Annotated in this window: 15 protein-coding genes and 1 pseudogene; 9 read left to right on the top strand and 7 right to left on the bottom strand. The window is 70.2% G+C overall.

Annotated features, from left to right (window positions below):
* Positions 1 to 133: 133 nt before the first annotated feature.
* The 3 genes and pseudogenes from ABGB05_RS22915 to ABGB05_RS22905 form a co-directional block, all read left to right on the top strand.
* Positions 134 to 619, top strand: a pseudogene (locus ABGB05_RS22915) (SigE family RNA polymerase sigma factor); the annotation flags it as partial.
* A 182-nt stretch (positions 620 to 801) separates the two neighbouring features.
* A complete protein-coding gene (locus ABGB05_RS22910) occupies positions 802 to 1,968 on the top strand; it encodes a hypothetical protein (RefSeq protein WP_347655514.1) in 1,167 nt (388 codons plus the stop codon).
* Positions 1,969 to 2,048: 80 nt separating this feature from the next.
* Entirely contained in the window at positions 2,049 to 3,041 is a 993-nt protein-coding gene (locus tag ABGB05_RS22905) for a DUF6528 family protein (RefSeq protein ID WP_347655513.1), read from the top strand.
* 214 nt (positions 3,042 to 3,255) lie between these two features.
* Here ABGB05_RS22905 and ABGB05_RS22900 read toward each other — a convergent pair whose 3' ends face one another.
* The 5 genes from ABGB05_RS22900 to ABGB05_RS22880 all read right to left on the bottom strand — a co-directional run bounded on the left by ABGB05_RS22900 (position 3,256) and on the right by ABGB05_RS22880 (position 6,321).
* A complete protein-coding gene (locus tag ABGB05_RS22900) occupies positions 3,256 to 3,813 on the bottom strand; it encodes a DUF6193 family natural product biosynthesis protein (protein WP_347655512.1) in 558 nt (185 codons plus the stop codon).
* A 191-nt stretch (positions 3,814 to 4,004) separates the two neighbouring features.
* Positions 4,005 to 4,316 (bottom strand): hypothetical protein, encoded by a 312-nt coding sequence (locus tag ABGB05_RS22895; RefSeq protein WP_347655511.1) that lies wholly within the window; start codon positions 4,314 to 4,316, stop codon positions 4,005 to 4,007.
* A 37-nt stretch (positions 4,317 to 4,353) separates the two neighbouring features.
* On the bottom strand, positions 4,354 to 4,491 hold the full coding sequence (locus ABGB05_RS22890; protein ID WP_347655510.1) for a hypothetical protein: 138 nt from the start codon (positions 4,489 to 4,491) through the stop codon (positions 4,354 to 4,356).
* Positions 4,492 to 4,584: 93 nt separating this feature from the next.
* A complete protein-coding gene (locus ABGB05_RS22885) occupies positions 4,585 to 5,775 on the bottom strand; it encodes a serine hydrolase domain-containing protein (protein ID WP_347655509.1) in 1,191 nt (396 codons plus the stop codon).
* A 36-nt stretch (positions 5,776 to 5,811) separates the two neighbouring features.
* Positions 5,812 to 6,321, bottom strand: coding sequence for a pyridoxamine 5'-phosphate oxidase family protein (locus tag ABGB05_RS22880; RefSeq protein WP_347655508.1), 510 nt, complete (start codon positions 6,319 to 6,321; stop codon positions 5,812 to 5,814).
* 80 nt (positions 6,322 to 6,401) lie between these two features.
* On the opposite strand from ABGB05_RS22880, the gene ABGB05_RS22875 reads away from it, so the two are divergent.
* From ABGB05_RS22875 to ABGB05_RS22855, 5 genes are all read left to right on the top strand, one after another.
* Positions 6,402 to 6,908 carry a helix-turn-helix domain-containing protein gene (locus ABGB05_RS22875; protein WP_347655507.1) on the top strand — a complete coding sequence of 169 codons (507 nt, stop codon included), beginning with the start codon at positions 6,402 to 6,404 and terminating at the stop codon, positions 6,906 to 6,908.
* A 46-nt stretch (positions 6,909 to 6,954) separates the two neighbouring features.
* Positions 6,955 to 7,260 (top strand): metalloregulator ArsR/SmtB family transcription factor, encoded by a 306-nt coding sequence (locus ABGB05_RS22870; protein ID WP_347655506.1) that lies wholly within the window; start codon positions 6,955 to 6,957, stop codon positions 7,258 to 7,260.
* Positions 7,260 to 7,646 (top strand): VOC family protein, encoded by a 387-nt coding sequence (locus ABGB05_RS22865; protein ID WP_347655520.1) that lies wholly within the window; start codon positions 7,260 to 7,262, stop codon positions 7,644 to 7,646. The genes ABGB05_RS22870 and ABGB05_RS22865 overlap by 1 nt, the downstream gene beginning before the upstream one ends.
* 120 nt (positions 7,647 to 7,766) lie before the next feature.
* A complete protein-coding gene (locus ABGB05_RS22860) occupies positions 7,767 to 8,279 on the top strand; it encodes a hypothetical protein (RefSeq protein WP_347655505.1) in 513 nt (170 codons plus the stop codon).
* A gap of 88 nt (positions 8,280 to 8,367) precedes the next feature.
* Positions 8,368 to 9,903 carry an SPFH domain-containing protein gene (locus tag ABGB05_RS22855; protein WP_347655504.1) on the top strand — a complete coding sequence of 512 codons (1,536 nt, stop codon included), beginning with the start codon at positions 8,368 to 8,370 and terminating at the stop codon, positions 9,901 to 9,903.
* Between the two features lie 119 nt (positions 9,904 to 10,022).
* Here ABGB05_RS22855 and ABGB05_RS22850 read toward each other — a convergent pair whose 3' ends face one another.
* A complete protein-coding gene (locus ABGB05_RS22850) occupies positions 10,023 to 11,573 on the bottom strand; it encodes a carboxylesterase family protein (RefSeq protein WP_347655503.1) in 1,551 nt (516 codons plus the stop codon).
* 96 nt (positions 11,574 to 11,669) lie between these two features.
* Here ABGB05_RS22850 and ABGB05_RS22845 point away from each other — a divergent pair, with 96 nt between their 5' ends.
* Positions 11,670 to 12,242 carry a TetR/AcrR family transcriptional regulator gene (locus tag ABGB05_RS22845; RefSeq protein ID WP_347655502.1) on the top strand — a complete coding sequence of 191 codons (573 nt, stop codon included), beginning with the start codon at positions 11,670 to 11,672 and terminating at the stop codon, positions 12,240 to 12,242.
* A 360-nt stretch (positions 12,243 to 12,602) separates the two neighbouring features.
* On the opposite strand, the gene ABGB05_RS22840 is transcribed toward ABGB05_RS22845, so the two are convergent.
* Positions 12,603 to 13,265, bottom strand: coding sequence for a hypothetical protein (locus ABGB05_RS22840; RefSeq protein WP_347655501.1), 663 nt, complete (start codon positions 13,263 to 13,265; stop codon positions 12,603 to 12,605).
* Positions 13,266 to 13,369 lie beyond the last annotated feature (104 nt).

Below are 13,369 nucleotides of genomic sequence, written 5' to 3'. Positions count from 1 at the left end.
CGCGCCCCCCCCCCGACCCGCGTCCCGGCGCAGGTCACCACCGGTTCGGGCAGCCACGCCGGCGCGCGGTTTTTTCCCGGGGCGAGGCAAACTTTTGCCCGGTGCGGAGCGTCTCTGCACGGGGGAGGTGAGCGTGGGACGGACGTCCGAGGAGGAATTCACCCGGTTCGTGCATGAACGGGGTGACGTGCTGCTCCGGGTCGCCCAGGCTCTCGCCGGCGACCGGTACGCCGCCGAGGATCTGCTGCAGAACGCGCTGGCCAAGGCGTACGCCCGCTGGCCGCGGATCCGGGGCGACGCCGAGCCGTACGTCCGGCAGATCCTCTACCACGACCAGGTGTCGCTCTGGCGGCGGCGGGGCCGACGCTCCGAGGTGACCGTCGCCGAGGTGCCGGAACGGCAGGCGGTCGCCGCCGGACAACTCGACCACGACACCGCGGTACGGATGCTGCTCCGGGACGCGCTGCGGAAACTGCCGCCCCGGCAACGGGCGGTCCTGGTGCTCCGCTACCTGGAGGACCAGACGGTCGAGCAGACCGCGGCCATGCTCGGCTGCCGGCCGGGCACCGTGGCCAGTCAGGCGTCCCGGGCCCTCGCCAAGCTCCGTGACCTCGTACCCGAGTTCGCCGAGCTGGCGCCCGGGACGGACCGGCGCGGCACGCCCGGCGGGGACGGCACGCCCGGCGGGGGCAATCGCGACGACCCGGCCACCGGGGGCGGATCCGCCCTGCTACGGCAACCGGAGTTGGTGGGCCGGCGCAACGATCGGACGGCGGCGACAGAACGGACGGAGGTGTACGGGTGAACGGCAACACGGAACGGATGCTGCGGGAGGCCGTACACGAACTGGCGGGTGACCCGCACCAGTCGCCGGACTTCCTGGCCGGGGTGGTCAGGCAGGGTCGACGGATCCGGCGCCGGCGCCGGGTCGGCGCCACGGCGGCGATGGTCGTCGCGGTGGCGACGATCGCCGCACCGTACGTCTGGCTGCGCCCCGACACGGAGCCGCCGCCCTCGACGGTCGCCGGGGCGCCCGAGGAGTCCGGGTCGGCCGAGCCGACCGCCGAGCCGACCGCCGCTCTCCTGCCGCCGCCCGCCGAGCCGTCCCCGGTGTCGTCGGTGGGCAAGGACTGGCAGGACAGGCCGCTGGTGCTGCCCGGTGGCTGGATCGCCCTCGCGGTCGCCCAGCCGGTCATCTCCGCTTCCTGGGTGTACGACCGTGCCGCCGGGCGGTACGTCAACCTCGGCAAGGAGTACCAGCAGGTCCTGCCCGCTCCGCGCGGTTCGCTGGTGGCGGTGCAGCGCACCGTCGGCTCGAACGAGATCGGCCTGCTCGACCTCACCACCCGCGAGGTGCGGTGGACCAGTGCGGTCGGGACGATCCTCAGTCCACGGTGGTCTCCGGACGGCGGTCAGTTGTTGGTCACGATCTTCGACAAGAATCCGGCCGGGGCACGCTTCGGGATCCTGGACCCCGCGAACAGCTCGTTCCGGCAGTTCCCGGTCTCCAACCGGCAGATCTGCCCCGAGATCTGTCGGTTCAGCTGGCTGCCGAACGGTCGGGAGATCGCCCTGCCGCAGCTGGCCATCGCGGCCACTCCGGACGACAAGACAAAACGGCCCCACTTCCAGATGGAGATCTTCGCCGTCGACGGCGCCGAACCGGTCCGGGTCGTACCGCTGCCCGGCAACGTCTCCGGCACGACCGCCTGGTCGCCGAACGGACGGTACGTCGCGCTCCAGGGTGTCGAGTCGGCGCAGCTCGTGGACGTCGGGACGGGAAAGTCGATCAACAGACTGCCCAGCGCCGACGTCACCTGGATCCGGGACGACTGGCTGCTCTACCTGGACTCAGCCGGCGCCAAGGGGCCGGCCGCGGTGCTGATCGACCTGAAGGGTACGGAACTGCAACGCCTCCCACTGCCGAGGGAGTTCATCAAGGCCGAGGTCCTCGTCGCGCCGAACTGACGCAACCTGAAGAAAAGTTTCTTCCCCACAGGCATCGACAAAGACTATTGTCAGTCGTGTCGATCCCCGGGGAGGACTCCATGCGCAACGCGATCCTGGCCGCCCTCGTCACGACGGCGGTGGCGGCCACCACGGCCGTCGGCACCACCGGTCCCGCCGCAGCCGCGGACAACTACTACCTGGCCACCACCGAACAGGTCAGCAACCGGGTACTGGTCTGGAACCGGAACGTGGCGTGGACCGACGCCAACCTCCACTGGCAGTTCACCCCGGGCACCACCTCCGGCGCCTGGCAGAACATCTCCGACGTGCGGATCCGCGCCACCGCAGCGTTCGGCACCGTCGCCCTGGTCACCGCCTCCGGCGGACGGGCGGCGATCGTCGACGTGAAAAGCGGCCAACCCCGGGCCACCACCGCCGACATCCTGTGGCAGGCGACCCCCGGCGGCAACCCGCACGCCATCGAACGGATCCCGGACAACGGTTCGATCGTCGTGGCCAGCTCGGGCGGCACCCTCAAGCTCTACTCGCCGACCGCGATCAGCGACCCCGGCACCCTGGCGCTGGTGCAGACCATCTCGTTCCCGGGCGCGCACGGCGTGCTCTACGACCCGACCCACAAGTACGTCTGGGCGATCGGCGAGGGAAAGCTGGTGTCATACAAGATCAACGGGACGTACCGGAGCACCCGGCTCGCGGCGACCGGCACCGCGATCAGCCTCGGCACGTACACCAACGCCGACGGGGTGGTGAGGCCGAACCTCGGACACGACCTGCAGCCCTCGTACACCGACCCGAACACCCTGCTGATCACCCACACCACCGGGGTCTTCTCGGTCAACACCAGCAGCCGTACCCTGACCAGGATCTCCAGCACGACCCGGGTGAAGGCGTACGTCAACCAGACACCCGGCGGCGAGCGGGCCTGGGTACGCGGCGACAACACCGGTTCCCGTACCTGGGGCAGCCCGACCGTGCAGTTCTTCGACTCCGCCGGCACCGCCACCGAGACGAAGACCCGCTCCGGTGCCGAGTTCTACAAGGTCCGGAACTGGACCACCGCCTTCGAGTGAGCCGCCGGGCCGGGTCGCCGTCCGCCACAGCAAGGACCGGACCGGACCCGTACTCCGCTACCCCCGACGACCGCTGGACCAGCTTCCTCACCGCCCTCAAGGAGAACACCCTCAGCGCCTGAGCGTCGTGATCACGTAAACCGTGGCCTGCCATGGCCGGCCGTCGTTTACGTGATCACGGACGACGCGGCGGAAGTGCCCGCCGACCGGTGGCTCAACTCGGTGTGGGATCGTCCAGCGCGGCCAGGACAAGGTTGAGGCTGGCGGTCGCGTCGCCGATGCCCCACTCACGTCCGTCTGCGGCCCGCACCTGGTAACGCCCGTCGTCCAGCGGAATCACCCAGGGGCAGTCTCCGCTGTACGGATAACCGACGGTACGGCTGAACCCGAGCCGCCAGTGGCTGGTGAACGGCATCAGCGCCCGCATCCTCGGCTCCTGGATGGCCAGGTTGACGAACGAGGCCAACCGGGTCAGCTGCGGCGCCTGGTGAGCATTCTCGGCGTACCTGCGCCAGGTGAACTCCGCCGCCTCACCACGCTCGTGCGCCTCGGCGAGCGGGCCGAACCTGACGTACGCCCAGGCGGCGCCCAGGTCGCGGACCCGTACGCCGGACCGCCAGGTGGCGGCCGCGCCGGCGACCTCGGACAGGTCGCCTGTGGAGCCCCGGGCCATCAGGACCCCCCGAGCCCAGAAGTTCACGCTGAACGACCGTTCGAGGCGAGCCATCAGCACGTTGGTGCACCACTGGTTGTCCTCGACCCTCGCGCCCACCTGACGCCAGCCTGGTGCAGACGGCAGAAACGCCCGAAGCTGGTGGCCGGCCGCGTCGCACTCGGCCTGTAGGGCGCGCTGCAGGCTTCCTGCCCGGACGATGTCCGGGTAGAGAACAGGGTCGACACCGTTCCCAGCCGGCCTCATGTCATCTCCCGCCACCAGACCAGTGTGCCGGCGACCCAAAGCGGTCAGCCTGGCTCGGGCAGCTTTCGTACGAAATCACTGGCGCTTTCGTAAAGGCATGTCACGGGCCAGGGCGGTGTCTGGATCGCGTTCTCCCAGGTGAGGTGCACGATCGCCCACCGCCCGGCGGTCTGGACAACGATGTCGTCCGACGCCTTCGATCGGGCGACCACCTCCACGGGCTGTCCGTGGAGAGGGTGACCAGGAGCGATCTCGGAAAAAAGCTGGGCGTGCAGCGCCCGCCGCTGCGCCTGCTCAGCCGGACCATCCCGGCGCAGGTCCCACCACGGATCGCTGAAGACAGGCTGATCGGGCACGCCGTCATGGTGCCGTAGGTCATCTGCGGACGTCGGATCAGAACGGTTGGAACGCCTCGAAGGGTGGCTCGACCAGGGCGTCCGGCAGCCGGTACGCCCGACAGCGCGGCACCGACTCGGCGGCCGGATCGTCGCGTACCTCGACGATCTGACTGCGCCCCTCACCAGCGACCATCAGACCAGTGTGGACTGTCGGGTGGGCTGGCGGCCGGTTCTGTCGGGTACCGGCCGGCGGGCCGCCCCCGTGGCGGCCCGCCGGCCTGCTCTGTCAGTCGTCGATCGACTGGTAGACGGCGGTCCAGAAGTCGGTCCACATCGGCATGGTCTGGTCGCCCGCGTGTGCCCGCTGCATGATGGCGATCGTCGTCAGGTCCTCGGCGGGGTCGTTGTACCATGCGCTGCCGTAGAAGCCGGACCATCCGTAACTGCCGACCGAGGGGCCGAGCTGCGTACGACGGGTCCGGACCGACATCCCGAAGCCCCAGCCCATGTTGTCGAAGTACCCAGGCCAGAACCCGGAGACCGCCTTCTGCTCCGGGTTCAGCTGGTCGCTCGTCATCAGCGTCACCGACGGCCGCGACAGCACCCGTTCGCCGTGGTGGGAACCGCCGGCCAGCAGGGCCGAGGCGAAGGCGAGGTAGTCGTCGGCGGTCGAGACCAGCCCGCCACCACCTGACTCGAACGCCCGGGGCCGGCTGAACCGCCCGTCGGGAGCGTCCTCGACCACCGCCGCACCGGTCGGGCCGTTGTCCCGCTCGTACGCCGTCGCCAACCGGTCGACGCTCTCGGCGCCCACGTGGAACGCGGTGTCCTTCATCCCGAGCGGATCGCAGATCCGCTCACGCACGGCCTCCCCGAACGACATGCCGGTGGCCCGGGCGACGAGTACGCCGGTCACGTTTGAGGCGACGTCGTACATCCAGCGCTCACCCGGCTGGTGGACGAGCGGAAGCGCGCCGAGCTGTTTCAGCCACTCGTCCGGCGACGGGTAGCGCAGCGCGTCCAGCGCGTCGGCGATCGGGACCGTTCCCGGCATGGCCGGGACCATTCCGGTGCCGGCGGTGTTGGCCAGCAGGTCCCGCAGCGTGATCGGACGGTTCGCCGGGACGGTGTTGTCGAGTGGCCCGTCCGGGTCGGCGAGCACCGTCATGTCCGCCAGCTCCGGAAGGAGGTCGTCGACCGGATCGTCGAGGCGCAGCGTGCCGTCCTCCACGAGCGTCATGGCACACGCGGCGATGATCGGTTTGGTCATCGAGCCGGTACGCCAGATGGTGTCGGCCGCCATCGGCGTCTTCGCTCCCGCCCCCTCGAACGCGAGGTTGCCCACTGCCTCGACGTGCACCTCGCCATGGCGGGCGAGGACGGCCATCGCACCCGGCACGAAGCCCGAGTCGACGTGACGCTGGAGCTGCCGTCGTACCCGAGCCAGGCGCCTCGCCGAGAAGCCACCCTTACTCATCTGTCTCGCCTCTTCCTGCGCTGTGTCGTGCCGGTTTCAGTAGCGGTAGGTGGTGTGCCCGAACGGGTCGCCCTTGGCGTTGCCGTGCCCCGCCCTCGGTGTCACCTCGAAGACGACGGCCTGGGTGCCGGGATTCTTGGACACCAGGGCACCGTTCTGGATGTCGAGCTGCCAACGGCCGTCCCAGCGGCTGCGGTAGCGGGCGGCGACCCGTCGCAGCAGTGCCTCGTCGGTCACCGCGGCGGCGGTCCCCTCGATCGCCACGTCGAGGCCGCAGTCCCAGGCCGTGTCGCCGGCCAGGACCATCACCTGGGGGTTGGCCTGGATGTTGGCGTATTTCACCTCGGTGTCGCCGGTGTGGAAGTAGACCTTCCCGTCGAGCACCACCGGGACCATCGGGGTCGCGTGCGGACGGCCGTCGGGCCGTACGGTCACGATCCAGGCGACCTCCGCCCCGGCCAGCCTCGCCTCGGCCGCCGCCCACGGCACCGCCTCGGCCTTCTCGTCGCTGTAGCGCCGGTCGATGGTCGCGCTCGCCGCCTCCATCACACCTCCGGGGCTGATTGCAGATCGCAAGTGGTCGACGCGACGCTAACACCAGCGATTGCAAAGTACAATCGGAACGGATGGCTGACGTGGAAGAGCCGCACCGGTCGGGATGTCCGATCAACCTGGCGGTCGAGGTGCTGGGCGACCGGTGGTCGCTGGTCGTGCTGCGCGACATGATGTTCGGCAACCGGCACTACTTCCGCGAACTGCTGACCGGCTCCCAGGAGGGGATCGCCTCCAACATCCTGGCCGACCGGCTCCGCCGGCTGGTCGCGCACGGCCTGCTCTCGCGCACCGACGACCAGACCCACCGCCAGAAGATCCGCTACAGCCTCACCGAGGCGGGCGTACAGCTCGTACCGGTGATGGCGGCACTCGGCTCCTGGGGCCGCCGACACATGCCCGCCAGCCACGAACTCTCCGTCCGCGCCGAACTCCTCGAACGGGGCGGCCCCGACCTGTGGGACCGGTTCATGGACGAGCTGCGCGAACAGCACCTCGGCATCCCCCGGCCGCCGGGCACCCCGTCGGTCTTCGCCGAACTGCAGGCGGCGTACGAGGCCGCGGTCGCGGAAACGCGCTGACGAAATACTCCTGACCGTTGACAGGCAAGTGACAACTTGCCTATAAATGGTGGGCATGGACGCAGACGCCGACCTGTTCAAGGCGATCGGTGACGCGACCCGACGCATCATCCTGGACGAACTGACCGAACGGGATGGCCAGACGCTGTTCGAGATCTGCAGCCGGCTGACCATGAAACACGGCCTGGCCTCCACCCGTCAGGCCATCTCGCAACACCTCGCCGTCCTCGAACAGGCCGGTCTGGTGCACACCCGGCGGCAGGGCCGGTTCAAGTTCCACCACATCAACCCGAGCCCGCTGCGCTCGATCGTCGACCGGTGGCTCGTCAACCGAGAGGAACCACAATCGTGATCCGGATAAACGTCACAAGCGTGCTGGTCGACGACCAGGCCAAGGCGCTGGCGTTCTACACCGAGAAGCTCGGCTTCATCAAGAAGACCGACCTACCCGCCGGCGAGGCCCGCTGGCTCACCGTGGTCTCCCCGGCCGACCCGGACGGTGTCGAACTGGTGCTGGAGCCGGACGGGCACCCTGCGGCCGGACCGTTCAAGGCGGCCCTGGTCGCCGACGGCATCCCGTTCACCCAGTTCGCCGTCGAGGACGTGTACGCCGAGGTCGAGCGGCTCAAGGCGCTGGGCGTCGAGTTCACCCAGGAGGCGACCGACCTGGGCCCGGTGGTCACCGCCGTCCTCGACGACACCTGCGGAAACCTGATCCAGATCGCCGCGCTGAAGTAGTCACGCACCGGCGCTTTCGAAACCCCTGCGCTCCGTTCGGCCCCGGTCATCGCGACCGGGGCCGAGCCGTGTCGGTCCGACCACCGAGCGCGTTTGCCACTGTCAGCTACCTTTCAGGTCGTGGCAGCGGGGACCCTGATCTTCCTCATCATCGGCGGTGCCGGCGTCGCGGTGCTCGCGCTGGCGCTGCTCGGCACCGAACTCGCACACATCGGCAACCCGGACATCGACGGTCCGATCAGCCTGGAGGCGGTCGCCGCCTTCGCCGGCGTCCTCGGCTTCGGCGGTGCGATCGCCAACGAACTACTCGGCGGTGGTGGCGTCGGCCAGATCGTGGCGGCCGGTACGCTCGGCACGCTGGCGGCCGTCCCGGCCGGTTGGCTCGCCTCCCGGATCTCCCGGGCCGCCCGTAACATGCGCACCGACGCCACCCCGACCCGCAACGACCTGGTCGGCGCGCTCGGTGTGGTGGTCACCCCGATCCCTACCGCCGGCTACGGCGAGGTACGCGTCCGGATCGCCGGCCAGCCGGTGAAGCTCAACGCCAAGTCCGAACGCCCGATCGCGACCGGCGCCCAGATCTTTGTCGTCGAGGCGCTGAGCGAGACGAGCGTCCTCGTCGCGACGTACTAGACCCCACTCGTCAACTCTCCTTCACCCCAGCTCAGCTCGACCGTGCCCTCGTGTCGTCGCCAACCCTCACTCCGAAACGGACGGTGTCATGCTGATCCTCGTCGCCATCGGCGGAGCGGTACTGCTCGCCTTCATCCTCATCCTCTTCGTGCTCTCCCGGATCAAGGTCGCCGGACCGAACGAGGCGTTCATCGTCACCGGCCGCAAGGGACGTACGACCCAGGGCGCCGACGGCACCCGGTCGACCGACATGTCCGGGCAGAAGGTTGTCCTCGGTGCGTCGGTCTTTGTCCTGCCGGTGGTGCAGAAACTCCAGTCCCTCGACCTGTCCAGCCGGCGGATCGACGTCAGCATCAAGGGCGCGGTCAGCAAGCAGGGCATCCGGGCCGAGCTGCACGGTGTCGCGATCGTCAAGGTCGGCGGCACCGAGGACGCGATCCGGGCCGCCGCGCAGCGGTTTCTGCACCAGCAGGACGAGATCGACAGCTTCACCCGTGAGGTGCTCGCCGGTGCGCTGCGGTCGATCGTCGGCCGGCTCACCGTCGAGGAGGTCATCCGGGACCGGGCGGCGTTCGCCAGCGCGGTCGCCGAGGAGGCCGAGCACTCGATGACCAACCAGGGTCTGGTGCTCGACACCTTCCAGCTCCAGGACATCCTGGCCGAGGGGTCGTACCTCCAGGACCTGGGCCGGCCGGAGGCCGCCCGGGTACTCAAGGACGCGGCGATCGCCGAGGCCCGGGCCCGGCAGCAGGCCGAGCAGGAGCGACTGCTCGCCGAGGAGGTGATCGCCGAGGCGAACCGGAACCTGGCGCTGAAGCAGGCCGGGATCCAGGCCGAGATCGACGCGGCCAAGGCGAAGTCGGCGGCCGCCGGTCCGTTGGCCCAGGCCGAGCGGGACCAGGCGATCCTCTCCGAACAGCAGAAGGTTGCCGAGCGCAACGCCGAACTCAAGCAGCGCCAGCTCGACACCGAGGTCCGCAAGCCGGCCGACGCGGCCCGCTACAAGGTGGAGCAGGAGGCCGAGGCGGCCCGCAACGCGAAGGTGCTCGCCGCCGACGCCGAGCGGCAGGCCACCATCGCCGCCGCCCAGGCCGCCGCCGAGCAGGCCCGGTTGACCGGTGAGGGCGAGCGGGCCCGCCGGGCGGCACTCGCCGAGGCGAATGCCATCGAGGGTGCCAAGGAAGGTGAGGCGGAGCAGCGCCGTCGTACCGCGATCGCGGAGGCGATCGAGCGCGAGGGCCAGGCGGAGGCCGCGGCGATCCTGGCCAAGGGCCAGGCCGAGGCCGAGGCGATGTCCCGCAAGGCCGAGGCCTTCTCCGCGTACGGCGAGGCGGCCGTGCTCGACCTGCTGGTGAAGATGCTGCCGCAGGTCGTCGAGGCGGCGAGCGCCCCGGTCGGCGCGATCGACAAGCTGACCGTCATCTCCACCGACGGCGCCAGCTCGCTGACCAAGTCGGTCGCCGCCAACGTCGCCCAGGGGCTGCAGCTCGGCAGTGACCTGACCGGTGTCGACCTGGCCGGACTGCTCGCCCGGCTCGGGGCCTCCCGCGGCGGCGGTGACCAGATCCTGGACGGCATCCTGGCCAACGGTGGCAAGTCGGCGCCCGCGGTCGAGAAGGACTGACACCCCTACCACCAGTCGCGGCCCGGCACCGGAGGTTCTCCGGTGCCGGGCCGCACCGCTGTCGGCGGCAGGGGCTACTGCTGGTCGAGCCGGTGACCCCCGCGCTTGGTGGGCCGGTGTTAGCGGAGGTTCCCCCAGAAGCCGTAGTTGTGGTCGGTGGTGAAGTCCGCGCGCTGCCAGGCGTGCGAGGACAGTGTCTGCACGTATCCGTGGTCGCTGCGGAAGCTGGGCCAGGTGGTCCTGCCGGTCGCGGCGAAGCCGGTCCAGGTACGCAGCATGCGGTCGCGGAAGGCGTCCTGCTCCGGCGCGATGGCCTCGAACAGGGCGATGTCGTCGAACAGGTAGGGCAGTTCGGTCATGTGGCCGGCGCGGTGCGCGAAGCTGGGTGCCGGGTAGCCGGTGAACCAGGGGGTGTCGCGCTCGCTGAACTCGTACATCCGCGTCGGGGTCCACTTCGACAGCATCCGCGCGGTGTCCACGGTGGGCGTCGACCAGAGCGCGTCGGTGCGGACGGTGGCCAGGGCCTCGCCTGCCGAGCCGAAGTCGCGCAGCGGATACCGTGCGAGCACGGCGTCGGCGTTTTCGCCGAACTGTGCGCGGATGGCGGGTTCGTAGTCCTCGGGTTTCATCGGGGTGCCCGCGGCGAGTTCCTCGCCCAGCACCATGCCGCGCTCCTCGTCGTGGTTGACGCCGATGAGGACAGGGACCCGGTTGAACCTGCCGGTGCGCAGGGCCTCGGCCGGCGGCAGCGGCATCAGCGCCGTTCCGGCCACCGGGCGAGGCTCGTTGAACGGGCCGTAGGCCGCAAGGAGTTCAGCGACGGGCTTGCCTCGCATGCATGCTGCGGTGTCCAGCTCGCAGTGGACTGCGGTGATGACCCTCCTGGTGTCGGCTTCGGCTTCGGCGCGCGTGCGGGAGCCGTCGGTGGCGCAGGGGGCGCTCTGCACGATGGCCCGGTGGAACAGGCCGGCGGAGGCGGGGGAGGCGAGGTGGCCGCAGACGCTGAAGCCACCGCCGGACTGGCCCATGATCGTCACGTTGCCGGGGTCACCGCCGAAGGCGGCGGCGTTGGCGCGGACCCAGCGCAGGGCGGCCTGCTGGTCTTGCAGACTCAGGCCGTCGGCGCCGGGCTGGGAGGGGTCGCTGAAGTGGCCCATGATGCCGAGCCGGTAGTTCATCGACACCACGACCGCGCCGTTCGTGGCGAGGCTTGTGGGGCCGTACATGTCACCGCTGCCGTACATCAGGCTGCCGCCGTGGATCCAGACGAGCACCGGCCGCCTCTCGGTCGCCGTCGCGGCGGGCGTCGTGACGTTCAGGTAGAGACAGTCCTCGTTTTCGCTGGGGACTCCGACGGGTAGCCCTTCCGGCTGGGGGCAGGGGGCGCCGGGGCTGGTCGCCTCCCGCGTCCCGGTCCAGGTCGCGGCGGGCTGTGGTGCCTTCCAGCGCAGGTCGCCGACCGGTGCGGCGGCGTACGGGATGCCTTGGAAGCTGCGGATCGGGCCGTCGGCGGTGCCGCGCACCGTGCCGTTGGTCGTGTGGAGCACCGTCCGGTCGGCAACACCGTCGAGTCCCGCGGCCTGGGCGAGCACCGGGGTGGCCAGGGCGAGCCCGAGACCCACCGACACGGCGAGGGCGGACGCCCTGGAAGCCGTCATGAATTTTGTCATGGGACGGACAGTAAGCAGATTTGGGCGATCGCGCAAGGCGTTCGCGCAAAACGATCGCACTAGGCGAGCGCGCAAAGTGGTGCTACGGTCTGCCGCATGGGAAATCGCGAAGCCCTGCTCGTCGGCGCCAAGGCCTGCCTGCGGAAGAAGGGGTACGACCACAGCAGCGTCCGCGACATCGCCACCGCTGCCGGCGTGAGCATGGCCGCCATCGGCTACCACTACGGCTCCCGCGAAGCCCTGCTCAACCAGGCCCTGTTCGAGATCCTCGACGAATGGGGCGACTCTGTTGGCCGGGCGCTGCGCCCCGACGCCGACGACTGCACCCGGGCGCACTTCGCGCGGATTTGGCAGAGCCTCATCGACGACCTCACCGCTCAGCCCGACCTGTGGCTCGCCTCGATAGAGCTGTTCATGCAAGCCCAGCGCCAGCCCGAGCTGCGCCAGGCCCTAACGGGCGGCATCGCGGAGGGCCGCCGGGGCATGGCGGCAATCCTCACCAACGTGCCCGAGGACCAGGTTGCAGACGAGTCGGTACGCACACTCGGCAGTGTCCAACTCGCCCTCATGTCAGGCGTAATGATCCAGCACCTCAGCGACCCCACGACCGCGCCTACCGCCGACGAGATCCTCGAAGGACTCCGCGCCCTGGCCGCACTCGCCCACTGAAACCAATGCCCGTCGCACTCGCTCAATGATCATTTGGGCCACGAGCACGGCCGCGGCCTATCCCAACCACGCCACACTCCGATCCGGCCGCTACACCCGCGAAGCCCTCATCACCCTCGCCCAGCGCGCCGACCGTGGTTTCGACCGCCGCATCTTCGCCGACGATCTCGGGCAAGCCACCCTGCTCGCTGACCTCGAGCAAGCGATCACAGCAAGGCCCCGAAGCGACCGGCATACGCAGACAAAAGAACCTAAAACCGCAGGTCATCAGACTGCGGACACAAGCGGATCCTCGAGTTGGGAAACCTGTGCAGCAGCCCAGCCGGCGGCGGTGGGGTGGTCAGTCGGGTCATCGGGTGGTCAGTCCGTCCGGGTGTAGAGGGTGGTGGCGACCAGCGACCGCTGGGTCAGCGAGTCCCCGACACAGGTGTAGCCGGACGGCGCGGTCGAGGCGGTGAACGGCTGCCAGCCGCTGGCGGGACGGTCGCCGACCGAGAGCCGGAACTCGGCGTCGGAGCGCAGGTCGAGCAACTCGAACCGGTCGCCGGTCGCCGCGTACCGGAAGTTGACCCGGCCGCGCAGTTCCAGGATCACGTCCTGCCCCGCGTAGCCGGCACGGTAGCTGGTGCCGGTGCCGTAGTCGGTGATCGCCGTGCCTCCGGCGCTCAGCGACAGCCGGGTGCCGGCGCCGCCGGTGAAGCTGAGCCGGCCCACGTCCGGCACGTCCACCTGTTCCCGGTGCTCGGTGACCCGCCAGGTGCCGACCAGGCACTCCGCCCCCTCGGCGGCCGGACCGGTGGGCGGGCCGGTGGAGCTGGTGTCACCGGCGGACGTGCGGTCACCGGCGGCCGGGCCGCTCGTCGGGCTGCCGTCGGGCGCCGGAAAACCGTCGTGGGACGACGTCGCGTCGCCCCGGAGGACCAGGACCACCCCGATGGCGACGACCAGGGCAACGAGCGTCGACCCCAAGGCCACGATCGGTACCAGGTAGGAACGGCCGGCTGGCCGCCCAGAGACCGCCACGCCCGCCTCCTCGACGCCCGCCGACGACAACTCCGATGTCGACTGCGACGGTAGCGGAGCGGGCCGACCGGCGGTGAGCCGCCGGAATGCCGCCGACCGGCGGG

The organism is Plantactinospora sp. B5E13 (assembly GCF_039871775.1).
GTDB lineage: Bacteria > Actinomycetota > Actinomycetes > Mycobacteriales > Micromonosporaceae > Plantactinospora.
This window is presented reverse-complemented; position numbering and strand designations above follow the sequence as displayed.